Annotated in this window: 26 protein-coding genes; 11 read left to right on the top strand and 15 right to left on the bottom strand. The window is 58.1% G+C overall.

All coding sequences use genetic code 11. The annotated features are described in order from the left end of the window. Positions 1-305 precede the first annotated feature (305 nt). Complete coding sequence (locus CD351_RS00645) at positions 306-635, top strand: hypothetical protein (protein WP_234027174.1); 330 nt, start codon at positions 306-308, stop codon at positions 633-635. After that, on the top strand, positions 625-873 hold the full coding sequence (locus CD351_RS00640; protein WP_369880613.1) for an AlpA family transcriptional regulator: 249 nt from the start codon (positions 625-627) through the stop codon (positions 871-873). Before CD351_RS00645 ends, CD351_RS00640 begins: the two co-directional genes overlap by 11 nt. Positions 874-884: 11 nt before the next feature. On the opposite strand, the gene CD351_RS00635 is transcribed toward CD351_RS00640, so the two are convergent. Continuing rightward, a complete protein-coding gene (locus CD351_RS00635) occupies positions 885-2,102 on the bottom strand; it encodes a hypothetical protein (RefSeq protein WP_111990837.1) in 1,218 nt (405 codons plus the stop codon). A gap of 500 nt (positions 2,103-2,602) precedes the next feature. Between CD351_RS00635 and CD351_RS00630 the strand changes: the two genes are divergently transcribed. Together CD351_RS00630 and CD351_RS00625 are read left to right on the top strand one after the other, a co-directional pair. Continuing rightward, entirely contained in the window at positions 2,603-3,106 is a 504-nt protein-coding gene (locus CD351_RS00630; RefSeq protein WP_111993507.1) for a (2Fe-2S)-binding protein, read from the top strand. 3 nt (positions 3,107-3,109) lie between these two features. Further along, on the top strand, positions 3,110-5,455 hold the full coding sequence (locus tag CD351_RS00625) for a xanthine dehydrogenase family protein molybdopterin-binding subunit (protein ID WP_111990836.1): 2,346 nt from the start codon (positions 3,110-3,112) through the stop codon (positions 5,453-5,455). A gap of 19 nt (positions 5,456-5,474) precedes the next feature. On the opposite strand, the gene CD351_RS00620 is transcribed toward CD351_RS00625, so the two are convergent. The 5 genes from CD351_RS00620 to CD351_RS00600 all read right to left on the bottom strand — a co-directional run bounded on the left by CD351_RS00620 (position 5,475) and on the right by CD351_RS00600 (position 9,142). Next, positions 5,475-5,945, bottom strand: a complete 471-nt coding sequence (locus CD351_RS00620; protein ID WP_111990835.1) for a cytochrome c family protein — start codon at positions 5,943-5,945, stop codon at positions 5,475-5,477. A gap of 46 nt (positions 5,946-5,991) precedes the next feature. Then, entirely contained in the window at positions 5,992-6,711 is a 720-nt protein-coding gene (locus CD351_RS00615; RefSeq protein ID WP_111990834.1) for a hypothetical protein, read from the bottom strand. Beyond that, the gene (locus CD351_RS00610; RefSeq protein WP_111990833.1) at positions 6,708-8,066 is read right to left on the bottom strand and encodes an O-antigen ligase; all 1,359 of its coding nucleotides are present in this window, start codon (positions 8,064-8,066) and stop codon (positions 6,708-6,710) included. The genes CD351_RS00615 and CD351_RS00610 overlap by 4 nt, the downstream gene beginning before the upstream one ends. A gap of 139 nt (positions 8,067-8,205) precedes the next feature. Continuing rightward, positions 8,206-8,481 (bottom strand): hypothetical protein, encoded by a 276-nt coding sequence (locus CD351_RS00605; protein WP_111990832.1) that lies wholly within the window; start codon positions 8,479-8,481, stop codon positions 8,206-8,208. A gap of 160 nt (positions 8,482-8,641) precedes the next feature. Further along, positions 8,642-9,142, bottom strand: a complete 501-nt coding sequence (locus CD351_RS00600; protein ID WP_111990831.1) for a lasso peptide biosynthesis B2 protein — start codon at positions 9,140-9,142, stop codon at positions 8,642-8,644. 108 nt (positions 9,143-9,250) lie between these two features. Here CD351_RS00600 and CD351_RS00595 point away from each other — a divergent pair, with 108 nt between their 5' ends. From CD351_RS00595 to CD351_RS00580, 4 genes are all read left to right on the top strand, one after another. Beyond that, complete coding sequence (locus tag CD351_RS00595) at positions 9,251-11,119, top strand: asparagine synthetase B (protein WP_111990830.1); 1,869 nt, start codon at positions 9,251-9,253, stop codon at positions 11,117-11,119. Positions 11,120-11,175: 56 nt separating this feature from the next. After that, entirely contained in the window at positions 11,176-11,304 is a 129-nt protein-coding gene (locus CD351_RS00590; RefSeq protein ID WP_007165434.1) for a lasso RiPP family leader peptide-containing protein, read from the top strand. A 422-nt stretch (positions 11,305-11,726) separates the two neighbouring features. Next, positions 11,727-12,605 (top strand): hypothetical protein, encoded by an 879-nt coding sequence (locus tag CD351_RS00585; protein ID WP_111990829.1) that lies wholly within the window; start codon positions 11,727-11,729, stop codon positions 12,603-12,605. A 44-nt stretch (positions 12,606-12,649) separates the two neighbouring features. Next, positions 12,650-12,925, top strand: a complete 276-nt coding sequence (locus CD351_RS00580) for a PqqD family protein (RefSeq protein ID WP_162627552.1) — start codon at positions 12,650-12,652, stop codon at positions 12,923-12,925. A 19-nt stretch (positions 12,926-12,944) separates the two neighbouring features. Here the strand turns inward: CD351_RS00580 and CD351_RS00575 are convergent, their stop codons facing one another. The 3 genes from CD351_RS00575 to CD351_RS00565 all read right to left on the bottom strand — a co-directional run bounded on the left by CD351_RS00575 (position 12,945) and on the right by CD351_RS00565 (position 16,584). Further along, positions 12,945-14,606: an ABC transporter ATP-binding protein gene (locus tag CD351_RS00575; protein WP_111990827.1), complete on the bottom strand. Its 1,662-nt coding sequence runs from the start codon at positions 14,604-14,606 to the stop codon at positions 12,945-12,947. Beyond that, the gene (locus CD351_RS00570; protein WP_111990826.1) at positions 14,603-15,760 is read right to left on the bottom strand and encodes a nucleotidyltransferase family protein; all 1,158 of its coding nucleotides are present in this window, start codon (positions 15,758-15,760) and stop codon (positions 14,603-14,605) included. The genes CD351_RS00575 and CD351_RS00570 overlap by 4 nt, the downstream gene beginning before the upstream one ends. Before the next feature lie 134 nt (positions 15,761-15,894). Next, positions 15,895-16,584, bottom strand: coding sequence for an SGNH/GDSL hydrolase family protein (locus CD351_RS00565; RefSeq protein WP_199797895.1), 690 nt, complete (start codon positions 16,582-16,584; stop codon positions 15,895-15,897). Between the two features lie 19 nt (positions 16,585-16,603). On the opposite strand from CD351_RS00565, the gene CD351_RS00560 reads away from it, so the two are divergent. From CD351_RS00560 to CD351_RS00550, 3 genes are read left to right on the top strand one after another with little or no spacing between them, the layout of a single operon-like run. Next, complete coding sequence (locus CD351_RS00560) at positions 16,604-17,233, top strand: DapH/DapD/GlmU-related protein (protein WP_234027173.1); 630 nt, start codon at positions 16,604-16,606, stop codon at positions 17,231-17,233. A gap of 45 nt (positions 17,234-17,278) precedes the next feature. Beyond that, complete coding sequence (locus CD351_RS00555) at positions 17,279-18,529, top strand: polysaccharide pyruvyl transferase family protein (protein WP_111990824.1); 1,251 nt, start codon at positions 17,279-17,281, stop codon at positions 18,527-18,529. Continuing rightward, entirely contained in the window at positions 18,480-19,751 is a 1,272-nt protein-coding gene (locus tag CD351_RS00550; RefSeq protein WP_234027172.1) for a Coenzyme F420 hydrogenase/dehydrogenase, beta subunit C-terminal domain, read from the top strand. Before CD351_RS00555 ends, CD351_RS00550 begins: the two co-directional genes overlap by 50 nt. On the opposite strand, the gene CD351_RS00545 is transcribed toward CD351_RS00550, so the two are convergent. From CD351_RS00545 to CD351_RS00520, 6 genes are all read right to left on the bottom strand, one after another. Further along, entirely contained in the window at positions 19,748-20,602 is an 855-nt protein-coding gene (locus CD351_RS00545; RefSeq protein WP_111990822.1) for a hypothetical protein, read from the bottom strand. The two genes, CD351_RS00550 and CD351_RS00545, sit on opposite strands and share 4 nt — an antisense overlap. Before the next feature lie 39 nt (positions 20,603-20,641). Beyond that, a complete protein-coding gene (locus tag CD351_RS00540; protein ID WP_234027171.1) occupies positions 20,642-21,361 on the bottom strand; it encodes a 2OG-Fe(II) oxygenase in 720 nt (239 codons plus the stop codon). A gap of 221 nt (positions 21,362-21,582) precedes the next feature. Continuing rightward, entirely contained in the window at positions 21,583-22,491 is a 909-nt protein-coding gene (locus CD351_RS00535; RefSeq protein WP_162627550.1) for a hypothetical protein, read from the bottom strand. Between the two features lie 5 nt (positions 22,492-22,496). Continuing rightward, entirely contained in the window at positions 22,497-23,696 is a 1,200-nt protein-coding gene (locus CD351_RS00530; protein ID WP_234027170.1) for an MATE family efflux transporter, read from the bottom strand. 267 nt (positions 23,697-23,963) lie between these two features. Then, complete coding sequence (locus tag CD351_RS00525; RefSeq protein WP_162627548.1) at positions 23,964-26,315, bottom strand: hypothetical protein; 2,352 nt, start codon at positions 26,313-26,315, stop codon at positions 23,964-23,966. A 185-nt stretch (positions 26,316-26,500) separates the two neighbouring features. Further along, positions 26,501-26,782, bottom strand: a complete 282-nt coding sequence (locus CD351_RS00520) for a hypothetical protein (protein WP_111990817.1) — start codon at positions 26,780-26,782, stop codon at positions 26,501-26,503. Positions 26,783-26,860: the final 78 nt, after the last annotated feature.

Raw genomic sequence — 26,860 nt, 5'->3', positions numbered from 1 at the left:
TGCATCCCTAGATCGATCAGCCAATGAGACTGGTACTATCCGCGCACATTGGAACTTGACAGGCACACCGTACGCAGCGGTGCCGCCTTATAACCATATGGATTTATGCGAGAAATCAGCGTTGGCAACTTCTGGACTAGTTGCGGCACGGCGTTTCTATGCGTGTGCCGAACTGGTCCAGTTCGCCTCAAGGGACTGACAAAGAACAAAATCTTTTCGTTTTCCTACAACCCCACCCCCGGCCTAGAGTGGCACTTGCCTTTCGAAGGGTGGGCCAGGTTCCTGCAAACATGGAACTTGGAATTATGAAGAGAAGTCACTGCCTACAGACCTGCGTTACCGGACAGGTCGATAACTGGAAAATGGCCTACGCGCGTGAGCGCGAGGTCAGCATTAGCGTTGTGGTTGGCGACCGCATCCATGACGAATGGTTGCGCAAAACGGGAGCTGACAGCCGCACACCTGCCACCGATCCGGTGCGCCAGAACATCTTCATTGGGGTCGCTCTGGATGCGCTACTCACATACCATCCTGAGGCTGATCTGCGTGAGCGAACGATCGCAGCATATCATCGTCGACTAATCCGTCTTGGCCTTGTCGCTCCCCGTCCAGAGGGAGGTGAACATGGCGAATGACGCGAGGCAATTGGCCATGCCATTCTTCGCCGAGGGCGACGATGATCTGACCTCCAACCAGAGAATCGGGCGCGTTATTCGGCTGAAGGAAGTCATCCATCGCACCGGTTTGGGAAGGTCCACAATTTACCGCTGGATGGGCGAGGGTAAGTTCCCAAAGGCGATTAAGCTCGGTGGACATTCCGTTGCCTGGGTAGAGCAGGAGATCGACCGCTGGCTAACGGAACGCTGCAGATAGGAGAGTGGGACCTACAGGCTTGTCGGCCTGAAATCCCGATCATCTTCGGGACCAAACAGGTTCAGTTCCGAGAAGCGTTCTTCGAGGCCTGATGGGGTCAGCAGCGCCCGGGTTTCGTTGATCTGACACCGCAACCAATGTCCGAACTCTTGGACACGGCTATCGATGCCCTCTCCCGGATCGTTGTTCGTCAACGCCAGCAGCGTTTCCAGTTTCTCGAGGCGTGACTGGGTTTCGAGAATAATGGCAAGTTCATCGGACCGGCGCTCCTCGATGTACTCGAATCTTGCTTTCATCTCCCGGCGCTGGCGTTGCTCTTCGTATAGCCTCGCCTGCTCATCATCCTTGCGTTTCCGCTCGGCTTTCGCAGCGGCAACGACCGCGATCCCGATCGCAATCTTGTCCACCAGGCCTTCAACACGCTGGCGCTTTCCATCGTTGAACGAGCGGCGCGGTGTGGGCTGGCGATAGGACCAGACGGGCTCGAAGGAGATCGAAAGTCGGCCAGTCGGGTTGTAGTCCCAGTCGGCGAAGATGGGGTGAGGGTCGCCATGCGCATAGCGCCAACCACGCCTCTCACTCCGCTTCTCCCAGGCGGCCCGCTCAGCCTTCTCTTTGCGGGTGAGTTCGTGCTTCTCCCTGTTGTACCCCTCCGAGATCTCGAATTGGACCGTCTGCGACCCGTCTGAGAAGCGACTGGGCTGATCGTCCGCTGTGAGTGTGAACCCTTGGACCTCTGCCGCCACCTCTAGTCTGGGCAGGAATTCGGCGACGCGGCCTATCGAATGCTTCGCTATGCTGCATGGGATCAGCCCGGCCTCTCGAATGCAGATAAGCCCATGCTCACCCGCCTTGCCGCGTCGCAAGGCAGCCAGCGTATTCCGCACGATGACGCTGCCGCGTTTGGGCATTGCTATGGATGCTTGCAGCGCAGATTTCGCCTTCCCCTCGGCAACCTCGATCGCCTGGGTCTTCCAGTCTGCTGCGGGCGCATTGCGGATGAAGATCGCGTCGGGCCGATTGGTCTCAATCTCGTGCAAAGGAATCTGCTCAACGGCCTTTCCCGCAGCCTTCTTGGCCCACCAGCCAAGCGGAGGGTTGGGTATGGCGTGCTTGCGGCAAACCTTGTGGAGCGCAACATCGGAGACACCGAGTTCCTTGGCGACATGGGTCATGGGTTTCGACCAGACGAGGTCGTAGAACTCGCGGCGGGTGAAGCTCAGGCTCATCAGTTTCCTTCAGTTGGTTTCGTCGCTTAATGCGCGGCTTCCGTCCTCCATCGCTCTGAAGCGAGGCGATTTATCCCACATTTTCCGATTTTCCGGATTTGCGGGATAAATCAGGCCAGGTCGGCTCAGATCTCGATGCGGCCAAGGGCATTCATGGAAACCGCCCGATATCTTCGTTATGGTGGCAAATCGAAGGCCCTAGCAGAAAGCGCGAATTTGAGCTTCGAGTCCTCAGAAAGGCATCGAACCAATAGCTTAAAAGCCAAATCGGGCCTTTGTGCGGGCTTCGTGATTTTCCGAACTGCATAAGCATTGGAAAATAAACGGAAAAAGAGGCCGAATGTGATGCCTCTTCTGGCACCACTCTTCCCCAAATCACACGCTATCCGTGAGCGAATCGAGAACGGTCCGGCCAAGTGGCTGAGTGGTTTGTCGAGACCTTGTGGCTATTCAAGCGGCAACCTGCGAGCATTGTGCGGGATGAGAGACGAGGAGTGGGTGTGATGAAGCTCGAGATCAATGGTCAGCAAACCGAGCTTGGAGAGGTTGATCCCGACATGCCGCTTCTGTGGGCGCTGAGGGACGTTGCGGGTCTCGTTGGGACGAAGTTCGGGTGCGGGATTGCTCAATGCGGAGCTTGCACTGTTCATGTCGATGGGTATCCGCAGCGATCCTGCCAATTGCCGATCGGGTCGCTCGAAGGGCAGTCGATCACTACCATTGAAGGATTGGCAGAGCAGGACGGTACGCTGAGCGCGCTTCAACAAGCCTGGATCGATTACGACGTCCCCCAGTGCGGCTATTGTCAGGCTGGCCAGCTCATGAGTGCAGCTGCGCTCCTTGATGAAAACGCCAACCCCACCGACGAGGAAATCGACGCCGCAATGGCGGGCAACTATTGCCGCTGCGGAACTTATGTGCGGATCAAAGGCGCGATCAAGAGCGTGGCTTCGGGCGAGGCGATGCTTCCGAAAGCGGGCGGCAGCCTCGCGAGAGGAGCTTGAGCTATGGCTTTGTTTGGAACTTCTATCGATGCGGCTGGCCTTATGGGGTCGGCAGCGATGGTGGCCAATGAAGGTGAGGGTGGTTCGCTCGCGGTAACCAGACGGCGCTTTGTTATGCTGTCTGGCGTGACGGGCCTTGCCGTTGGGCTTGCCGCCTGCGGTATGATGGGCGGCGATACGGGGGATGGATTTGTCGAGAACGAAGGCGAATTCACCACAAGCAAGGTCACCGATTACGTTCACATTCAATCGAACGGAAAAGTCGTCATCTCTGCCCCGAACCCGGACGTAGGGCAGGGCGCGCGCACAGCCCTGCCGATGATCGTTGCCTCAGAGCTCGGCGCGAACTGGGACGAGGTCAAGGTCAAGAGCGCAGCGGTCGACCCCGCCATCTTTGGCAGCCAGTTTGCCGGCGGCTCGCTTTCAGTGAGCATGCGCTATGAAGAACTGCGAAAGATGGGCGCGATGGCGCGCCAGATGCTGGTCTCGGCCGCGGCAGAGAGGATGGACGCTCCCGCAAACGAGTTCACGGTCGAGAACTCACAGGTCGTTCACGGGCCATCTGGCGAGCGCATCGCGTTCGCTGATCTCGCCGACGCGGCTGGCAAGCTCGATCCGCCAGCAGAAGACGCGCTCGAGCTTTCCGAGGCGAGCGCCAGTCCGCTTTTCGGCAAGCGCGTCACCAGCGTCGACAATCGCGCTATCGTGACAGGAAAGCCGACCTTTGGGATCGACACGGTCATCCCGGATATGGCTTACGCCGTCTACGTAAAGTCGCCGAGGATTGGTGGGCGGCCGGTTTCAGCCAACCTCGATGAGATCAAGGCGATGCCTGGCATAAGCGACGCCTTCTTGCTGGAGGGGACACGCGATCTGCCGAGTTACGATGCAGGCTCCAACGCATTTTCCTCAGGCGTTGCAATCATCGCTGAGAACACATGGGCCGCCATCAAGGCGCGTCGTGCGCTCAATGTCGAGTGGGACGTAAGCCGTGCCTCTCGTGATGACAGCGATGACTTGGCAGCCGATGGCGAACGGGCCGCAAAGGCGGGCAAGGGATTGACGACCGCCAGCGCGGGCAATGTCGAGTTGGCTCTGACAAATGCAGACCAGCGGATCGAGGGTTATTACTCGGCACAGATTTGCGCTCATGGCCAACTGGAGCCCGAGAATTGCGTCGCCAAGGTTGACGGCGACAAGGTGGAAGTCTGGGCGCCGACACAGACACCGACGGCTGCACTGACAGGGATCGCGCGCCTGATGGGCATGGCGTCTGCCGAGGGAGATGCGAGCGAAGCGGTGGCAGCCGCGCTTAAGGCAGGGAAAATCAAGCTCCATCAGGTCCGCGGTGGAGGCGGCTTTGGACGGCGGCTCGAGAACGATTACGTCCGCGAGGCAGTTGCCATTGCGCGCAAGGCCGGTCGGCCGGTCAAGCTTGTCTGGACGCGCGAGGACGACATGGCGTTCGATTACTTCCGCCCCGCCATGTGGGTGAATTTTAAGGCAGGACTGAGCGAGGACGGCGCGCTCGATGCGTTTGAGATCACGCACGCCTCAATGTCGCAAGACGGACGCGAGCCAAGCACGGGCGCAGGCGCGCCCGATGCGCATTTCATCACCGCAAACACGGCCAATTACGCGATCAGGAACCCGATGGTCCGTGCCAGCACGCCAACCGGTTACCAGCGTGCTCCAATCTCCAATACATATGGCTTTGCAGAGCAGAGTTTCCTGCACGAAGTCGCGCTGGCTGCGGGACGGGATCATCTCGCATTCCTGCTCGACATGATGGGAGAACCTCGCTGGACCGAAGAGGACAACCCCTATGCCCTTCACACCGGAAGAGCGCGAAATGTCATAGGGCGTGTGGCGCAAAACGCAGGATGGGGAAGCGATCGCGAAGACGGGCGCGCGCTCGGATTGTCCTTCTTCTTCAGCCACGCCGGGCATGTAGCCGAGATAGCCGAGGTCAGCGTGGATGATCGCAAGGCAGTGAAAATCGACAAGGTCTGGGCGGTGGCCGATATCGGTCCGGTCATCAACCTAAGCGGGGCCGAGGCTCAGGTTCAGGGCTCGATAATCGAGGCGATCGGAACCATGGCAGCGCAGAAGGTCACCTTTAAGGGAGGCGCTGCGCAGCAGGCGAACTATGACCGTTTCCCGCTTGCTCGCATGCCGATGGCTCCTGAAGTCGATGTCGAGTTTCTCGCGAGCGATTTTGCGCCGACAGGCATCGGTGAACCCGCTCTGCCGCCACTTGCCGCTGCGGTTTGCAACGCTGTTTTCGACCTGACCGGCGAGCGGATCCGCACGCTGCCAATCAGCGATGCAGGCTTCTCGATCGTTTGATCTTGTTCAGGCGGTCTGATCAGTCGGAGCCGAGGCTCTCAAGATAAGCTGTGATTGCGCTGCGATCCTGCGCATCGGTCACCATGACGCCGGCCATGCTGGTTCCGGGGAGTTTGGCAGTCGGATTGGCGATATAGGCATCGATCTCGCTCGTCGTCCAAGTGATGCCGGAAGCCTGCATGGCGCTCGAATAGGCAAAATCGTCAAGCGATGCGGCGGATCGCCCGACCACGCCGTTCAGACCTGGCCCGATGCCTGAAGTCGTGCCTGCGTCGACCGTGTGGCAAATCGCGCAATTGGCTTCGAATACTGTCTTTCCGGCAGCGATCATGCCTGTTTGCATGGGCGAGCCTGTGTCGGCGGCGAGTACGTCGGGCGCTCCGCGATCGCGCACAATGATCTGTTCTTCCGGGCCTTCGGGTTCTGCCGAGCCACAGGCTGACAAACTCATCGCAGCAATTGCCGAAATCGATAGTGCAACCATTCTCATTGTCGGAGCCTTCCGTCCAAGTCTCGCCTGACCATAAACTCTGTCGCTAGCACCGACGATCAATCGCGCCCTCGACCCGCTCAGCTGCGGCGACGTCTCGCGGTGCGAGGCGTTCAACCGCCGAGCGCAGGTCCGAACACTCGAACTCCGTGCCGCCTTCCATCGCATCGATCAAAATCTCGGAGAAGGCTTCGGATGAAAGCACTCTTACACCCCGCGTGAAAAACTGGCTGTGCCAGCGTTCTGCACCGCTCAGAATGCTGACGAAAGTCTGGCGGCCTACGCCGCCGGGTTCTGCGAGCACCTGAGAGCCGAGCTCTTGCAGCAAGCCGTCCGCGGTGTCGCGGCGCACGAACAGGGCAACAAATCGTCGCGCTGCCTCAGCTTCGTCTCCAGCCTGAAGGGCAAGTCGAAGCATGGTTTCCTGAGCCAACGGTTCGCGCCAACCACGTTGCGCGGCATATTGGATGGTGAGAGTGCTTTCGCTTAGCAGTCCTGCATCAAACTGGGCCTGAGCCAGGATCCGCAGGTGCTCGGCTGGCAGGGGGCGACGTCTGATCAGCCTCTCCGCTTCCTGAAGCCCATATTCTGGATCGTCACCCGCAACCGCGAAAGCAGCTACGCCTGTTTGTGCCGAAGATCTCATCAGTTCGGGCACACTTGGCGACAGTTCGGGAGTACGCCGGGTTTGCCGGTCGAGCTGAAGGCCAATTGCAAGCATTGCGACAGCGAGCAGTGCGATGCGCCAGATGGTCCCTGCGATCATGGCCGCTTCTCCGTCCTGCCTGATCGTTCCGCTTCATCGGTCCCGAACCGGACCAAAAGCACCAGCGCAAACGCGCCGAATACGAGGAGCGATTGGTTGCGCAATGGATAGTCGGTTATCGACTGAAGCGCTGCTGCAAGCAGAAATGCGCCTCCACTCCAGGCGATCCATCGATCGTGCGCCTTGCGTGCCCGCCATGCCAGCCACGCAAGGAGGCCAAGCCAGGCGGCGGTGAGGATCAGGCCAGGCAAGCCGGCCTCGATTGCGATTTCGAGATAGTCGTTATGCGCCCGGCCCGCCCGTCGCAGGGTCATGTTTTCGAGCGATTCGTCGATCTGGAAAACGTCGTCGAAGGTGCCCATGCCAGAGCCGACCGGAAAGTACCTTTCTGCGGAGTATGCGGCGTCTTCCCAGATAAAAGCGCGCGCATCGGTTCCCGACCCTTCGAATCTGTCGACCACTTCTGCAACGCGTCCGGGAGACGTGATCGCAAGCGTGCCGAGAGCACCAATAACGAGCACCACCGGCACGATTGCCAACCAGCCTGCCCTGACCGAGGCGGTCGATCCGAGCCTCGCGAACAGGAATCTCATCGCCACAAGGCCCATCGGGATCGCTGCCAGAACGATGGCGGTGCGCGAACGTGTCAGAAGAATGGCGAGCAGGAGAAGAAGGCAAATCGCCGGACGCGCCCACACGCCGAGCTGCTGGAACCGCGCTGGCATAGGCAGCAACGCGGCCAGAGCAAGCGCACCGACGAGAAAAACGCCGGTAGAGTTTCGGTTCGCAAAGGTGCCGAACAGCACGCCCGGCATCGGATTTTCCGGATACAAGACACCGACGTCGCTGTTCGAAAGAACCTGAGGAATGCCGAGCCCAAAGTTGACGAGCCCAATTGCGACTGCGCACCAGCCAAGGGTGATGAGCCTGTCTCGGGGGGCACTCCATCCAATCGTGAGGAGAGCAAGCGGCGCGATAACTGCGCTCAGGGCCAGAAGAGTGCGGATCGGATCAACGCTTAGCGTTGCCCAATCGTTCGCATCCACCAGTTCGAGCGCCTGCACCATCAGCAGGCGACCCGGGAAGGCATTCCACACTGACGGTGGCAGCGGCACGATGTGAAGGATCGGCAGGAGGAATGTCAGTCCGATAAGCGCTTTGAGCGCGAGCGGCGCCGACCTCCAGAATTCGAAGAACGCAGCGCGATGAAACGACAGCGCCACCAGCGCGACCAGCTGAACAATCAAGTTCGCCGAGCCGTATTTCGATCCGCCGCCGCCGAACGCAAATGCCGCGACAAGGATCGCGAGGCCCGCCCAGAAGAGCTTTCGCTCAGCGATTGTTTGATTCGTCATCGTCAATGGGTCCCGCCCGATCACTGGCAAATGCCGCACGAATGCTTGCACGCAATCCAGACAAAGAAAAAGCGCCCGGAAAACTCCGCGCGCTCATTCTTAGTCAAAACCAACAAGAGTTGGTCAGGCTCCTGAAGGCTCAGGTGCCGGGCGACTGACCGTCGTCGTCATTGTCGACAACCGCAACAATGCCCGCAACCGCAGCAGCAGCAGCGAGAAGCAGGAGAACAACGCTGGTTCCGCCGCGTGCGTTTTCGCCTTCAGCTTCGCGAGCGAGGCCCGGCTGGGAAGCAGGCTCAGCCGAATAGACCGGAGCGTTGTCAGCAGCGCGGGTGTTAGCCTGAGCAGCGATCGGTGCGAACACCAAGCCAGCAGCAGCAGCCGATACCATCACGCGAGAAATCGTCTTTTTCATCGAAGTTAACCCCCCTTGGGAATCCATTACGTATTTACCACTAGTGCAGTGCAGCACGATTGACAACACCTTCTAGGAAAAAAGGGTAAATGTGCCCTTCTCAAAGGTAGGAAACCGGCTTGCGGGTCAAGTGGCATGGTTAATCGGTCAACACTAATAATCAGCTTTTGGTTCCCGAGTCGCTGCTGAGGCGCGACTCGGACAGGATAACATCGTATTGCGCGATATCCCCCCCGGTCACGATTTCGCCGCCTGAAACAAGCCATGCGTGAGCGCCGAATTGACCGTCCTCTGGTTTCTCGACGCCTATCTGGATTTCGCTTTGAGCGCCTAACGCTGCCAACCAGTTCTGAGCTGCAATTGCCTGGATCAGGCAGTCGCTGCGCCAAGGCAGGCGGTCGGACAGGCGCGGGATCACGTACCGGATTCGAGCGAGCGTTGCGGAATGCTCCTCGCGGCTTTGATCGGCGATTTGGCTTCCGACCTTGCCCACCACGTGGTTTCTCACCGGAATGTCACTCGCCTTGAGCTTCTGGAAAATGAGCCGCGCTCGCACCAATTCGCTCAGTCCGCGTGCCGAATAGCTCGCGAGCCAGACGATATCGGTCAAAGATGGCTTTTGCCCCTTGGCCGGGACCGGTGATGATTGCGCGGTTTCCATGAAGTGCCTATGTCCGCGCTCCTCTTGGCACAGGCTTGCTGGCCCTGCCAAGCACTGCGGCAAAAGCGCTGCGGTATCCAGGGCGATAAGAGGTGAGAGCGCAAGGCTGTGTCGGCGATCGGTGGGATCTTTTCAGACGAGGACGTGCAGGCCGATCAGCTTGCTGTGCTCGGCCGCTCGCTGTCGCGCATTCCGCATGACGAGAGCGGTGCGTGGCGAGGCGGACGCATAGCATTAGCGTCCGCGACCAGGCACACGACCGGTGAATCAGCGACGCAGGCCCAGCCATTTGTTTGCGACAGCGGCAAGCTCTCTGCTGTTTTCGATGGCTATCTGCTTAACCCGGACGAATTGATCTTGGACCTCGAAGCGAGAGGAGTAAAATTCTCGGGTCGATCGGAGGTCGAGATCGCCCTGCGCGCATACGAGGCATGGGGTGATGAGTGCGCGAACAGGATGCACGGCGAGTTTGCGATGATCGTCGCAGACTTGGGTCGAGGGCATCTGTTTGCGGCCCGCGACCATATGGGGACAGTTCCGCTTTACTACCGTTGCGAAGCAGGGCGACTTATCGTGGCTTCCGATTTTGCAACGCTCGCCGCGCTTGGCGAATTGCTCGGGTTGCCGGCAATGACACCGGACCGCCTTTATCTCGCGCAGATCATGGCCAATCGCTGGTATCTGCGCGATGCGACACCGTGGGCTGAGATCAAGCGGATCGTACGGGCTCATACATTGCGTTTCGATGGATCAAATATCACGGCGCAGAGGTACTGGACGCCGCCAACCGAGGTGACGATCCGTTACAAGCGCGACGAAGATTACGTGGAACATTATCGCGAGATGCTGTTCGATTGCGTTCGTCGCGTCTTGCGGTCGAATCGCGAGGTGGGCGTTGCCGTTAGCGGAGGGCTCGATTCATCTGCTCTGTTCGCGATCGCTCATCGACTTGAAACTTCGGGCCAAACCCTCGCGCCCGGCATCGCTGCCTATTCGCTTGCTGCTGAAGAAGGCGGCAATGCATTTGAACTGCCTTATGCGAGGGCCGTCGCCGCACATGTGGGGCGCGAACTCGTCGAAGTGCCTTTGTTCGATCCCGATATCGAGTGGTACACCGCCGATGGTGCTCGGCACATGGACATACCGACGCCATCCAACGGCGCGATGATGTGGGGGCTTGAAGAACGTGCTGTCGCAGATGGCGCGCGCGTTCTCATCAATGGCGGCGGCGGGGATGAGTGGTTGCAGGGCAACGAGCTCTATTATTCCGAATATGCCGCCAGAGGTGATTGGGTAAAGTACTGGCAAGCTTTGCGCCGCGACGCCGACGCGTTTGGTTGGGAGCGCGCCCTAAAGCGATCAATGCGTTTCACAAGTGCGGAATTGGCGCCTCGATGGTTGAGGGACCGAATAAGGCGCCGCTTGCGCGCATCGCGTAGAGCAAAAGACTCCGCGATGAACTGGCTTTCGCCTGAGCTGCGCGAGGCCTTGGCCGATGCCGAGGAGCGATATGAGGCCGAGTTGCCCCACAACGCTGTCGATTGGACGAAGCATAATACCGCGACTTCGCCATTTAGCGATCTGTCGCACCAGCTGATGCGTCGCCAGCGGTCTTTGATCGGCGTCGAATCGCGTCACCCCATGATGAGCCGAGCCTTCATCGAGTTTTCGCTGCGCACTCCGATCGACATCAAATTGAGAGGGGCGCTAACCAAGGTCATTCACCGCAAGGCCATGGCTGGGATCCTTCCCGACGAGGTGGTGTGGCGGACTAATAAGGCTAACTTCACTAACACCGGAATTGACCAGCAGTTCGCGCAATACGTGCGCGCCAACGCCGCTGAGCAACTCTCTGAAATGTGTGATCTCGGAGGGCTCGAGACGATTCTGAACGTCGATTTCAGTGCGCCGGAGGGAGATTATTGGGCTTGGGAGATTTGGGGCCTTTACGCATCCGCAGCATTTTTGTATCAGTAATTTTACGTAAGGGGGATTAACCCTGCCTCTGCGGTGCAACAGGACAGGATTTTGCAATGACCAAAGTGACTGAAAAAGTGAAGTATGAGGCTCCGAAGCTGACTGTTTTCGGCTCGGTACGTAACCTCACCGGCGGCAGCGGTACGAGCTTCCGCGACGGTGCGGTAACCAACACCCGCTTCTAAGCAATTCGGGCGTTCCGCCGATCGGCGGAGATGCTTATTGCGTAACATCAGGCGCTCCGATCCGGGGTGCCTTTTGTTTTGCCTGAAGCCCGGAAAACTGTGATTTCTCAAGTGGATCGGGTTCCTTTTGTCCGATGACTGTCGAGCGATCGCGAGGCTTTGAGATTGCTTCAGGGAAGGTCATCTCCATCGCATCTAGACTGCCCCGTTTCACGGTTCGTAATCGGGCACATGCAGGCTTTACCAGCGTAAGTTGGTTCTTCTAACGGCACGTTGCGCGCGCCAATCATGGCAAGCCGCCAAACACGGGTACGAACGAGCAGGCGTCTGCGATTCCGGTCATTTGCGAATCGAATCACCACACCGACACAATCTCACAGATGTTGGCGACGGGTGGAACTTGTGTCTAAAGGCTAATTGCAATGGAATGGGAGCCAGCAAGTCCGCGTGAGCAGGTTGAACTGCCTGTAGACCCATATGATCGTTGGGTGTCTCCTACCGGACATTGTCAGGCTGAGTTCTATCGCGATGAGCGCGGCTATTTGATCCGTTTCCCCTCGCAGGCCGATTTTCTGATTGAGCAAGGCCCAAGCGTCGATAGCGGATTTCGCGTGACCGGGTGGCCCGCACCGCAATGTGAAGCGAAGACGACGATCAACCTGTACCACAATGCGATTCAGCCAATTCTCGGCAATCATTCAGGCGGGCTGTTCCTTCACGGCAGCGCTGTTTTTGCCCGCGCAGAAGACCAATCGGGCGCTCAGGACGGCGCGATCGCCTTTCTCGGCCTTTCTCGCAGCGGGAAAACGACGCTGGCAGGCTCGTTCGCTCAGGCCGGACACCCTTTCCTGACCGAAGACGTCATCGATCTGGTGAACGAAAACGGCCGTTACTGGCTGCAGCCCAAGCGATCAAAGCTGCGGCTGTTTGCCGATAGCGCGCGGCACCTTTTGGGCAGCGATACGCAGTTCGACAATGACGACACCAAGCAGGACGTCGACGCCGGTGCAGGCTTGCCCTTTGCCGATGCCGCCCATCCGCTGCGACAGATTTATGTGCTTGGTACCGATTTGCGCGCTGATCTCTCCATTCGACAGTTCAGCTTGCAGGAAGCACTCGCGGCGCTTTTGCCCAACGCCTTCATCCTCGATGTTGAAGACAAACCGAACCTGCGCGCGCATTTCAGCCGGCTTGCTGACCTGTCTCAGGACATCCCCTGCTACACGCTTGACTTTACGCGCGACTACTCGGAATTGCCGCGTGTCAGGAAAGCGGTGCTGGACAACCTGACGAAGAGGTAGCTGGAGCCTTCGCGCTCATGCTTTGGGGGATACTGGAATTGCTTATGCAACTCAGCGACCGTTTTGCTGTTTCTGCCGACGTGGTTGCACGCGAAGTCGGCGGGGAATTGGTTCTTCTCGACCTATCGAGCGGACAGTATTTCGGGCTTGATCCAGTTGGAGGTCGCATCTGGGAACTGCTTGCCGAAGGTCCGCGCGAGCTTGCGCAATTGTGCGATAGCGTAGAGGCCGAATTCGATGCACCCCGCGACCGCATCGAAGCCGATCTCTTGTCTCTCGCAAAGCAGTTGAAAGATCAGGATCTGATTGTCGCCGCTTAGGCGCGGCGCCTGAAGTCGCTCAGTGATCCACCTCGAAGCGGCCGTCCGTTCCCAACTTCAAAACTCTGTCGGCAAGCGCAAGGCTGGCCGGGCGATGAGTAATGATGATGACGGTACGCCCCTTCAGTGAGCCTATGCACTCCTCGACGAAAGCCGCTTCGCCATCAATGTCATACATGCTCGTCGCCTCATCGAGGATGTGGATTGGCGGTTGGCTGTAGAGGGCGCGGGCAAGGGCGATCCTTTGGCGCTGCCCTCCCGACAGGCGCACGCCGTTGTCGCCGATAACGGTTTCAACCCCATCAGGAAGCGACGCGATGAAATCGCTCGCCTGTGCGAGTTTGGCTGCGCGATCGATGGCCTCTTTCGGGTTTGGGTCGGGCTGGCCGAAGACGATGTTCTCGGCAATCGTGCCGTTAAAGAGAAAGGCGCGCTGTGGCACGTAACCGAACTGGCGTCGCAAGTCTTGAACCTGATAGTCGCTGATGGGAATCCCATCGAGCGTAATTGACCCTGATAGCGGTTCGTAGAAACGCAGCAGCAGGCGGATCAAGGTAGACTTCCCAACGCCGTTCTCGCCCGTAAGAGCCACGATTTCGCCCGGCTTCACTTCGAAATTGAATTCGCTGAAAAGTCTCGGACGACCCGAATAGCCGAAGCCGACTTGATGGAACTGAATGGCGCCCCTGGCCCGCTCTAACCCTTTCCCGCCCTGATAACCCGGCTCAGGCTCATGATCGAGCACCGCCTCCAGCCGAGCCAACGTTCCGCGGGCCATTTGATAGGAGCCATACATCTTGGCGAGCGCGCCAGCGGGTTGCGTGAGAAGCGCCGCATAAAACAGAAAGGCGAACAGATCGCTGGGAGAGCGATCTGCTTCGAGGAGTTGTTCACTGCCGAACACGAGAACAGCAATCGCCGCGAGCGCCGCGACCAGTGCCATGACGGGCCCAATTGCGACGCTCCATTGCGCCTGCCGGACTGCGAGACGCCGAGACCTGTCAGCTGCAGCAGCGAATTCGGTTTGGTGCTGTTCTTCCGTCGCGAATGCTTTGATTGCGGGAAGCATCTCAAGGTCGCGCTCCGCAAGCGTAATGAGTTCGACCTCTGCTGCACGCACCTCGCTCGACAATCGGCGCAGACGCCTGCCTGACAGCCTGACAAGGATGTAGAATGCCGGAATGAGTAGGGGAACAATCGCGGCCATCACCGGGTCGATTGCGAACAGGATGATGATCGCACCCGCAGCCGTGAGGATCATGGCAGGCGCATTTGCGATGGTGCCCGCCAGAAAGTCGCTAAGGTTGCCAACCTCGTAGGATGTAAGTGCGAGCACATCGCCCCGGCGTGCATCATCATGAAAGCCAAGCCGCAGCATCTGGACGTGGTTGTAAATCTTGATGCGAAGCTCGGTAAGGATCCGCGTCGATGCGCGCTCTGACAGAATAGCTGCCGCAACGTTGAGCGCGGTGAGGGCAACCAGGGCGGCTACCAGCAAGGTGAGGACTTGCCCCACATCGATGTCGGAGACTTGTTCGGCCGAGATCACCCCGCCAAGGACTCGCGCGGCAAGCCACGGAACGGCGAGGGTTGCCCCGGAACTGAGCAACGTGAGAACGCTGATCAGCGTCAGCTGCCCTCGAAATCTTCGTGCCCACTGGAGCCAGAATCCGAAACTCATCGCGACGGTCTCTGGCGAACAAGGCGCGCCGCGGTCTCAATTAGCATGCGCCCTTGCAAGGCGATGGTCGGCCAGCCTCGCGCCTCAGGGTATCTTTCCATAAGATGCCTGCGTGGCGGGAAGGCGCGAGACAGCAGCAGCTTCGCCTTCGAACCTGCGCCTCTGGTATGACTGAGATCGAGTCTGAATTGCGCCAACGTGTCATGGTCATTGAAGTAAGCCTCCAGATCGGGCGCGAGCTTCGCAGCTTTCAGTCTCGTCTCCACCAATCGCGGGAGAGGTGTCCCCAAATCCCGGCTCACTCCGATCAGTGCCTCTGCCACCAGCGGGGCAATTCCTTCAGCCACGCAATGATCGGTCAGGGTGGCCCAGTCGGCGTCCTGCATCGACCGCGCCATCAGGTCGAAGTCGATCGACCAGATCAAGCGCCGCTGGCTCGAAACCCTGCCGTCCTCGGAAAAGTAGCCATTTTCAGCGTGCCATTTCTGATTGATGACTGCGTTCAAGAGCATGGTGACGGTGTCTGGCCGGAAGGCTGTCTCATCAAATCGCGGCAGAGGTATTTTGCCCTGGAAGACCATCTCCAGCGGCAGCACATCGTGAAGGACCGGGCGGTCAACGGGTTTCCAGTGAAGGTCGATCGAATGGACGAAAAAGCCCGCTGCTTCGTGCGTCCAACCCTCTTGAAAATAAAGTCCATGCGGTTCTACCCTGCGTTCCCAGCCGAGCCTTGCAAGCACCTCGCGCGTTTGGCCGAGATCTTCGGGGCGGACCAGCAAATCGGTGTCTCCGCGCCTGCGGATTGCTGGTTCAGCATGCAGGGAATAGGCGAGCGCGGTGCCTTTCAGCATGACGGAGACCACGTCTTGCTCTGCCAATTCGCGAACCGCTCTCGAAACGAGCTTGTGATGGGTCGCCTCCCAGAGCGTGATCAAGCGTGCTTCTTCGGCGATCCGCTCGATCAGCGCGCTCGGCCAATCGACCAGTTGCGCCAAGGTGTCGTGGAGCAAGAACGCGATCCCGTGATACTCGATCCGCAGCCAAACATCGTGCCAATCGATCTGGTCCGTGAAGACCCATGCTGCTTGCTCGCACTGTCGGACAGCGCGCACTGTACGGGTCAGAAAAAGGTCGACTGATGCGGTATCGGTCATGTGTGTCGCGATTGCCGTGCGTCTCTCATGCTAACTGACCGGCTGAGTGTGATTGCCGCTTCCTTGCCCGTTCATGCGCGAATTGCGTCACTTTGACCAGTGCAGCTCTCACTCTCTACCCCGTCAGCACAGTTTCAATTTGGGGCATTGCAAAGCCGGGCTGCGAGCCATTCACCCAGGCAGCGATGTCCCGAAGCGGTCATGTGCAGGGCATCATATATCAGGAGCGGCTGTGAACTTTCGCAAGCGGCAAACGCATCGGCGGGATCGAGGACAGGAGAATCAAGCTGCCGGCCAAGATCGCGCAGTGCTTCGCGATAGGGTTGTAGTCGCTGCATAATCGCGGAGCTCCCCGCTGGGGGAGGCGCGAGAAATACGACCTGGCGTTCAGTCTCACTCGCGGTCGATGCCAGCCGTTCCATCGCAGCCGTGAAATCGGACAGAGCGACAGGCTTTTTCGACCGAAGCCAGCCGCGTGGAGCAGCGTCGTTTGTGCCGTAGGCGATCAGTACGAGGTCCGCCTTGCTATCGCCGATGTTCCACCGGCTCTCGCCCATTGGCGCGGTGTGCCCCCCGACCCCGTGAAGAGAAACCGTGGCTCCACCTCTTAGTTCTGCTTCAAGTACCCGTCCATATGCTGGGCCACTCTCTCCGCCAAATTGCGCCATGCGCCCACCGACAACATGGCTGTCACCGTAGATCGCGATGTGTTCGCCCCCGCCGGGGCATGTCAGTGCATCCTGTGAATACGCAACAGACCCTGTAGCAAGTGGCTCGGTCCCGCCAAATCTCCACGCAGGTATCTCTGCCCAAAGGAGCGCCACCGCTGCTAAAGCGAGGATGGTGCAAGCCAGCGCTATTGTGCGTGTGCTGTTCAATGAAAACGCCCGAAAATTGATGGTGGCGGGATTGCACCTAAGAGGGTTATGGGACAAGCCGCAACTTCAAGGCATCAGCAGGCAAAAGGGAGACCCTTGGGTGAGCATCCTCAGGCTTTCAGCGCTAAGAAACGTCCTCACCAAGGCCCGGCTTCGTTTCTTCCGCGGCGTGATGAAGATGGACATCCACCCCACGGTGGAGATGTCTCTCAGTGCGAAAATGGACATGACCTTCCCCAAGGGCGTGCATATCGGTGAGTGCACATACGTCGCCTTCAACGCGCGAATTCTGACGCATGACAGAACTCGAGGGCTCTACGTGCATACTCACGTCGGCAAGAATTGTTTTCTTGGTGGCGAGAGCTTGATCATGCCGGGCGTGACCATCGGCGACAATTGCGTGATCGGTGCAGGCAGCGTGGTGACAAGGGATGTGCCCGCACGTTCAATCGTGGCTGGAAATCCGGCACAGATTATCCGCGAAGGTATCGAAGTTGGCCCCTATGGCCGCTTCCTCGACGCTGACGAAACCGAGCGCCAGATCCGCGATACCGACCCTTCCGCTGCCGATTTGCCAAGCCGCTTGGCGCGCTGAGCATCGGATAGCATCAGCCTAATCTTTCAAAGGCCAATCTGCATAGTGAACAACCGACAGACACTAACGGGCGGCGACCCGGCTGAGGGTTCAGATGACAGGCCCACCCTGACTATCGGCCTGCTGTGGCACACCTTCTTCTCCGAAAATCTCGGGGTCGGTGCGCTCACGATTGCCAATTCAAGTCTCATTGCCCAGGCCGTGGAGAAGGCTGGCTATCGCCCTGTCTTCCGTGTCATTGGCCCGCGCGGAGAGCTCGATTACGGCTCTGAATGCGCGCATGAGCACGACTTCACCAATATCGGCTATAAAGCCCTCGCTAATCCATTTTCTGATCTGCACCGCGCCATCCGAAGCTGTGACATTGCATTCGATATTGGTGCAGGCGACAGCTTTTCGGATATCTATCCGTGGGCTCGCTACAACCTGATCCTTGGAATCAAGGTTGCTACCAAGATGGCGGGCGTTCCACTTGTTCTTAGCCCCCAAACCATCGGACCCTTTTTTTCCAAACGCGCTCGCGTGGGGGCGAAAGCGGTCATGCAAATTTCCAACCATGTTTGGGCGCGTGACGAGATGTCTTATGCATTGCTTGAGGAAATGGACGTCGCTGGCAAATCTTCGCTCACAACCGATGTCGCATTCGCGCTTCCGTTCGAAACGCCGGCTGACAAGGAATCCCGCGACCTATCCGGCGGCAACATCAAGGTTGGCCTCAATGTCTCGGCCTATCTTTACCGTCATGGCGATGTGCCGACCGACAACATCAGGCTGGCCGCAAACTACAAGGAATTGGTCGACAGTATCCTGCAAAGACTCTCGAGCGACGAGCGCTACGAGGTCCATCTCGTCCCGCATGTTTTGATCCAATCGCGGGCATATGACGACGACTACGATATGGCGCTGGAACTTCAGCGTCGTTTCCCAGAAGCGATCGTCCCACCCCGTTTCAACGGACCTTCGGATGCGAAGTCGTACATTGCTGCGCTGGACCTGCTGTTGGGCAGCCGAATGCATGCGACGATTGCAGCGATCTCTTCGAATACGGCCGTCATTCCGCTCGCTTTTAGCCGTAAGTTCAATGGGCTTTATGGATCATTGAATTACAGGTGGAATGCCGACCTCACCAAGCAGAGCAACGAAGAAGTGCTCGGCAAGCTCGAGGCGGCGTTGGCAGATCTACCGCGCGTCCGCGCAGAGGCCGTTGCAGCCAACGCAGAGGCGCAGAAGCGGCTCGGCGTGTATCGTGACTATCTCGACACTCGCATTTCGGAGCTGGTCGCGAACCGTGTTTGATATCGATACGATTAAGGCGAACGGGCTTTGCGCGGGTTGCGGCCTTTGCGCTGGCATCAGCGATCCCAACGATCCCGCAATTGTGATGGAAAACTCGCTGGAGGGCTTTCGACGCCCCGTTCTTCAACATGAACCGAGCGAAGACCAGAAACGCCGGATCGATCAGGCTTGTCCTGGTGCCAACATCAGGCACGATAAGACCGCGCATGAGGCAGAGTATCACGAGATTTGGGGGCCGCTTATCAAGGTGCGCCTCGGTTGGAGCACTGATGTTGCGCTTCGACAAAACGCTTCTTCAGGGGGCGGACTTTCGGCAGTTCTGAAATACCTGCTGGAAACCCGGCAGATCGACTACGTGGTGCAAACCTCGGTTTCGGAAAGTTCGCCAATTCGCAACGCCCTGAAAATCAGTACGGGGCGAGAAGACGTGTTTCAGTCGGCCGGTTCACGCTACGCGCCCTCTTCACCACTTGAGGATATTGGCAAGCGACTGGACGGCAGTGAGCGTTTCGCCTTCGTTGGCAAGCCATGCGATGTCGCAGGGCTTCGCCAGCTCGCGCGACACGATCCTCGCGTAAATGAGAGGGTGCCTTACATGATCGCCTTCATGTGCGCCGGCGTGCCGAGCTATCGCGGAACTTCGGCGCTGTTGGGTGCGCTGGGTGTTGAAGATGAGACGGATGTGGTCGCCTTCCGATACCGCGGTGATGGCTGGCCAGGCTATGCGACCGCCGAGCTCTCCGATGGGCGCAAGCTGAAGATGGATTATGACAGCAGCTGGGGCGGGATCCTGAACAAGCATCTGCAGTTCCGCTGCAAGATCTGTCCTGACGGGATCGGCGAGTTTGCAGACATAGTGTGCGCCGACGGTTGGCACTCCGACGAAAGCGGAAAGGCGCATTTCGAGGAGCGCCCAGGACGCAGCCTTATCCTTACTCGAACGGCAAAAGGCGAAAGGCTGATCAATACGCTGGTCGATGCCGGAGCCATCGAAACCGAGCCCACTACCACCGAAGCGATGAAAGTGATGCAGCCCTATCAGGCCCAGCGCAAAGGTTTCGTCTGGTCCCGGCTCTTTGCGATGATGGCGTTGGGCAAGCGAACGCCGCGTTTTCGCAATCTAGAGCTCGCACGCAATTCACGCCGGTTCGGTCTGGCGCGCAGCTTCAAGAGCATGGCCGGGATGGTTGTCCGCCTCGCTCGTGGCGGACAACTGAATTAGCGCAGCTTCAGCTTGTCCTCGAGGACTAGCTGCTCGTCATTCCCGATATACTCATTGTAGCGCGGGTGAGCGAACAGGTGAGCGTAATAGATCTGGTAGCGATACTTGACGTGATTGAGCGAGAGGAGGTTCTGGTTGAGGTGAACCTTCACATTCTCGGAGCGCTCATTGTACTCGGTGATGGCAGCCAGCTGTCCGTTGAACGGGCCGTACATTTCGATGGTCGAACCAAGGATGTCGTCAAAGTACATCGGAATGCGCGGGAGAAACCGTTCCGGGTGCGACACAGCGTGATCGAACATCGAGAGTGAATCGCGGGTCGATGAGAAATAGTCGGTGTCATTGAAGATTGCACCAATCGGAGCGGCGTCGAAATCTTCGAAGAAGGCCGGGATCGTCTCTTTCACATTACCCAGCACCAATCGCGCTTCGGGCAAGCGCTTTTTGAGCGCGTCGACATCCATCCGATATTGGCTTGCTTGAAACCAGTAAGGAAGGTCCTTTTCGGATTCCGGAGGCGGCATGCCCTCGCCGGTGTCGAAGCCGATACATTCGATCGTAACGCCGGTGTCAGCCTTAACGCGCTCGGCAAACTCGACCATGAAGGCCAGGCCATTTCCGCCAGCAACGCCAATCTCGATTGCGGAGATGCGGTCCATACCGAGGCTCTTGGCAAGCCGCGCGGCGACCAGCATGCAATAGGCATAGTTCGGTCGCTCGGTCGCCTCGCTGCGAACGAGGTAATCGGCCGAATGCTTGGAGAATTTGTCTGTGATCTTGATCGCCTTGCGGACGATCGGGCCAAGCACAGAGGCCTGGATATCGCGCGAGGTGCCGATTCTTCCCAACATGATGTCTAGTTTCCGTTTTCGTTGAGGGTGCGAGCCCGATCAGTTTGATTTTTTCGCCTTTAGCGAGCGCAGTCCACGCTGAATGATGGGCGGTATTAGGTCGGCGGCAAGCTCGCGGCCTTTGACCGCCCAGTCGATCTTGTCTTCAGTTTTGGGGCGCGCGCGAAACTGAGTTGTGTGGGAGCGCTTAGTCTCGTCCCAAGTGGACGTATAGTAATAGAGCGCTATCGATTTGCGCGAGATGCCGTCCGGGTGATTGACCGGGTTCGGATTGCCGTGATTGCTGAACGAGGTCGTGTTGAAAATGACCGCGCGGTTGATCATCGGGACGATCGAATGGTGGCACCTGGACATGTCGTTTGCCCACAACTCCAGCTGGCCGCCATATTCCGGCTTCCAGTCGGCGTTGAGGTAAATCAAGAGATTTATCCGCCGCTCCAAATTCATACTTACATGGTGGTTGAAGTCGGCATGAACCGATAAATGCCCGCCATTGCGGATCTCATGAAAACCGGCACCCCTGAAATAGGGATCGGGGATCAGACCTTCGATACCGGTGATGTTCTCAAGCACTTTGATGAAGGGCAGAGAATTGAATGAATAGAATAGCTGACGAAGCTCCGGATGCATTTCGTCCGGGCGATACTCGTGCTTCTGTTTTTCCTGCGGGCGACTGTAGCTCGCAGCTTCGCCGCCGCCGTGATGAAAGTGTTCGAGGCATTTCGCGATGATCTCCGGCGGGAGAAAATCATCGATCATGATGTGCGGGAAGGGCTCACCAGCATTATAGGCCTCTCTATGCTCGAGACCGATCTTGTGCGCTGCTGACCGATCGACGAAGCCCGTCTGCGGGTCCATTGCAGTCAAAAAGGTCATCCCAAATCCCTAGCCAGCCCCTGAATGGCTGCGGATCGTCTTGCATTTCTGCGGTGCAACATCAACCTCTATTTGGCGCTGCAGATGCTGTGCTGACCCGGGGGTCAGTCGTCCATTTCGTACCGCAATTTTTTCAGATCGACAGGGCAAAATCGCTGGAGGATCGCATTTGATTTTCCGAACCGGTTAGAGAGTTCCGCGTCCAATGCGGCGTCGGCTCTTTGCTTTGCTTTGGCTTCGCCCAAGGTCCAGCGATAGCCCACCCTTTCGATCAACTTTCCGAGAGGTGCTATGCGGCTTCGCGATCGCGGGTTGAAAGGGCTCTGACCGATCGAATTGGCAATGCGCAGCAGAGGGGCGCCGCTGAGCGGAGGACTGATGCTGCTTGCCGGAGCTTTCGCCAGCTCGTGCTCAGCCACTGATTCTTCAAGTCCGACATAATCAAACATCAGTCTGAGATACTGAGGACGATTACTGATCAATAATTCCTGCGGGAGGACCATCACGTTCTCTCGCCCGAAATACGCCGCATACGCCTCGGCAACCTTGTGGAATTCGAGCGTAGCCGGGTCGAACCAGAAATAGCCAGGCTCCGGCGCAAACCTCAGGAATTCCTCAATTTTCAAGCGTCCGCCGCGCTTGACGTATTGCTGATAAACCGAACGGGCCATCGGTTTCTGAGCGCGTACGGTCAGAACAACCTTTGCCTCACCGCATGTCGCCGCAAGCCTTGCTGCCAATTGCGCGCTATCTCTGGAGCCTAGGAGGATATTTCCCGAAAGGATCTCAGACGAGATCACATCCACGACGCCAGGCTTAGGATCGCTTCTCAATGCGGAGATCTTGGCGCTTGCTTGCTTGGCGTCGAACCAAAAATCGTGCGGCCGCACTAGGAGATCATCAATTTCCTCATGTGTCATTAGTGAGCGGAACAGCCGCTTCTCGGCGAAGACAGTACTCTGGAGCCAACTCGTCGCGGTTTTGTGAAACCCTGGGTGGAGCAGTAGCGTCATCGAATTCAGTCCATTGAGCTAGCGCGCACGGTGCCTGTCCAAATGCCGATACCGAGTTTGTAGCGCACGATCATGTAAGCCAGGATGTTGCGTAACAGCATGATCGCGGAAATACACACCGCGATACCTTCTAATCCGGCATAGGCTGCAGCGGCTGGAACGCAGGCGAGCAGGAGCAAGGTGCCGGCGACCGTGATGATGAGATTTATCTTCTCGTGGCCGGACATTGCAAGCACGAGACCGCACGGACCGGTCAAGGTGAAAGCAAGTTGCCCTACGACCAGAATGTAAACGAGCGACCTTGCTGCAATGAACTCATCGCCAATCAGTTGTAGCAAGGGTTCGCTGGCTATCAGCAAGATGATCGAGGCAGGTAAGGCGGCGGCTGTGCTAAGCCGAACCGCAGAACGCGCGAGGCGCGCAACAAGCTCGGTATCGTCTGCGTGATAGGCGGTGCTGATTTTGGCCGAATAGACCGCGAAAAGCGCAACTGAGATGATCTGGAGCACAGCTGCGATCTGAGCCGCGACACGATAGTACCCCGCTTCCGCTGCCCCCAGCATGCTTGCTGCGACAGCCAGTCCATACCAGTCGCCAATATTGGTCGCCATTGCGACGCCCCAGAGCGGGATCGAAGACGTCAGTACAGTTTTTAGCGATATGTCCAGCGCTTCTACGCTGCGCCTGACGTGGCGACGAAAGGTGATTGCGGCAAATACCATCGCGACAAACCCACCCGCAGACGCCGCCCACAACGCGTCCTCGACTGAATCTGCAATTCCAGTGACCAGCGCAAACGCTGTGGACGCGGGGATTGCTAAGGCGGCGACGAATTGCCCACTAGTGAAGCGATGTTGTGAGCGCAGCAAGGCCCCTAGAAGCTGGACGCCACCTCGCGCGACGAGCAGGGCGCAAAGGACGATCAGGAATTCACGTGGGACGACGTCACCGAATAGAGGCAGCCAGACAAGATCGCCCGCCAGCAACAGGATAAGGCCAATCGCAGCCATGAACGTGAACCCGAGCGTACAAACTCTCAAAACTGTAGCGAGTGCCAGTGGTGCGCCAGACGCGAGCGTTTTCGCGAAATGACGCACCACGCCTACGTCGAGGCCCAATAGTCCGATTACGGCAAGGAAGATCGCAGTCTGAGCGGTAAGAGCGAACTGCCCGGTTGCGGCGGCTCCCATTGAGCTGCCGATCATAATTGTCACCGCAAAACCAGCCAAGACTGACGCGCCGCGGATTGCAAGCGAGGAAAGGGCAGCCGAGTGTTGCTCCAGTTTGCGAAGCACCGCCTGCATCAACCGCCCCATTCGTGTCGCATGAGTGCGTTCATGTTCGGTGAAATTGTCCTTCGGCAGTCATCGGCCTGGAACATGTTTGGCCAAAAATTGCGGAGTGTCGCTTGGCGATTCGATTGTCCAGTCTTCTTTTCCTGAGGCCCTCCGATCGCAGCTACGGTTCGCCGATCACGCGAAATTTCCGGCCCGTTTCCACGGGTCGGCATTTGCTTCATTCGCAGTGTTACCAATCGTCTTGTGTCGAGCTCCGTCCATGTCGACGGACAGGTTTGCCATTCGGGTGCCGGTCGGGAGCGGCGTGTTGCCATTCGCGCTTGCCGCAAACAAGAACGCACGAGTGGACTGGAAAACGCTGTTGCCAGAGAAAGCAAACGCGGTGGTGAAGACAGAGCCATTGAGGACGACCCTCACTTCGCGCGCGGCCTGGTCGACATCAAACTCGACCGTGTGCCACGTGTCGGGAGTGAAGAAACCTGCTGGCACAACTTCGAAGTTGGTTAGCGTCTTGGCTCCTGCCCCATCCTCGATTGTGGCTTTGAGCGAGCCATCAGGCTGAAGTGTGAGGTCGCATCCGGTGCTGACCTGAGCGAACAGCTTGACCCCTTGTACGAAATCAAACGGAACATTGAACTGACCGCGAGCAGTGATTCTTGAGGTACCAGCCGGCACGCCCGCTGGATCTTGAAAGTATCCGATAGGATCTCCTTGTGTCAGAAATTCGGAGGGGACGGAGGCGGACGTTATGCTCGCCTCCTGTGTAAAGCCATTGATGGCGACCGAGACGGTGACCTTGCCTCCGTCCATAGTTGCGCTTCGACCGCGCACTTGAATGTACTGATCCGGCTCGATTGTGCCATTACTGTTGGTCCAAGCCTGAATCTCGGTCGTGCCGTCGCTTGAAACGGAACGCCACTCTGTTCCGCTGGCAATGACCACGCTTTGCGACGCGCGGCGATTGAGGATCTTGCGTAGAGGAAGCGCGATGAGGCTATCGGCCTGCTGGTTTTCAACGGCACTCCAGTGCGCTCCGCTCGGCAAATTTTCCCACCTGATTACGGAGACATGGTCGCTCGTGGTCCAGTCGATGGCATCAGAAGTGGCGATTGCGCCTAACCCTTCTCCTTCTGCGGCGGAGACCATTGCAGCCTCGATCTCTGCTCGTTCATAGGCGAGGGGCAAGCTATCAAGGTTCGGGAACACGGCGTCACGCAGCTGAGCATCGGACAAAATGAGGTTATCCTGTCTCTGCCAGTCGGCATCGGTGACGCGCAGCTCGGTCGCAATGCAATTGGCAACGTAGACCGTGCCGTCGCCGTCATGATCGACCGAGATGAAGGGAAGGTCGGAGCTGGGATTCGATCCGTCGAATGCCGTTACCCCATAGATGAAGGCATCGCGAACCTTGAAGCTTGTTCCCTCTTCGCCAAGCGAGAGTGCGCGACCGGAACCGCCGATCTGCATCGTCGAGATGAAGAATAGGTCGGTGAAGCTTGGGTCAAAGTCATTATCGGATACGAAGATGCCCTGGCTCCGGATGCCTTGGCGGCGCGGCGTAAGGCGGATGCGATTGCCAGCGTAGTAGACGGGTCCCACGGTGCCAGATGCGCTGTTCTCGAACATCTGGAACTGGTCGCCATGCGGGTCGCGGGCATCGCCGTTCAATTCTTCTGCAATGCCAGTCCGGGCGAAGGGCAGGCTTTCGATGTTCCTCAGGATATGGATTGGCACATCAGGCTCTGGAGCGAGCGCGATGATGTCCTGATAAATGCGATCGAAATCACAATCCATCATGATGCAGCCTACCGTTGGCCGAAGGCCCTTTGCTGCATTGCTGAGATCCCTAAACAGGCAGTTGCGAAATTCGATGTCTTCTAGCACTGCCCCGCCCGTTTGGCGCAGTGCATTGGCCAGATATTCCGACAGTCCGATTTCGGTTCGGGCATTCACCTCGCTCGCACCTGATGGCGCAATAATCGCGAAGTGAGTGTCTACGTCGGGGTCAAGTGAGTTGAGGCGTATACGGGCGCCAGGCGCACATTCGATGTCGAAGGTACTCGCGGTGACGTTGGATGCGCCCACTTTCACATGCACGGCCCCGTTGCCTCGGTTGAAAAACTCGATCCACCCTGTCGGAGCACTTGGATCCTGCCAGATGAGTGGATGGGTTGTGCTCTCGGACGTAGCAGTGGTGACGTTATCGATCCGCTCATATTCAGGGAGCTCAGCGGCCGTCTCAAAATCGTTCTGATCCGGACCGTAGCCGTGGCGGAAAGTGGTGCCGTTGAGAAATCGAAGCTTCCCGAACCTGCCGGTCCCAAGCATCAAGCAGGCACTGTGGTCGCTCGGCCATCCCGTCATCTGAAAGTTCAGCGAGGAAAAATCGATCCCGCGTACGGTCCCGTTCAAAAGGATTGAGGGAATGCTGGCGGACCCATCGGCGCCTCGTATCACGAGCGGGGCACCAGCAGCCTCCATGTCGAGATCAGATATGATGCGCTGGGTAAAATTGCTTCCGCTCACCTCCACTGTTTTTCCCGAGAGGGTCAGCGCGTCATTTGCGAAAACGGCGTCCCACTCCGCATCTGAAGCCACCACGAAATCGGCGTTTGTTGGCGGTGGAGGAGGTGGCGGAGGCGGCGGCGGGGGTGTCGGATTTGAGCCGCCACCGAGCTGGACTTGGCCAGCCGCAATCATTCGCGCGAGCATTAGGCGCAGGCCACGATAGACGTGGCAGTCGTACCGGAGGCCCGGACATGGCTGGCTCTTACGTAAATGTATCCCCCTGCCGGAACGTTCTCGAACACCACATCGGTCGCCGCATCCATTGCCCGGAGGGTTACGTTTCCTGCGCTGCCTACATAGAGGTACTTCGGTACGCTGGCGAGCGGTGTCGTGTCGTTTGGAATAACGGGGAAAGCATTCTCGCTTGGAGTAAGGGCGGTTTGGGCGGCGGACTCAAATTCGTCGGACATTGCGAACCTTTCCATTGATCAGAAGTCTGATTGATAACCAAATAGGTTACATGTAGGAAAGTTGTTTCTTGACTTGCAGTTAAATTCACAGGG

Origin of the sequence: Erythrobacter sp. KY5 (assembly GCF_003264115.1) — a bacterium.
Taxonomy (GTDB): domain Bacteria; phylum Pseudomonadota; class Alphaproteobacteria; order Sphingomonadales; family Sphingomonadaceae; genus Erythrobacter.
Note: the sequence above shows the minus strand (reverse complement) of the source record. Positions and strands in the feature narration are given on the sequence as shown.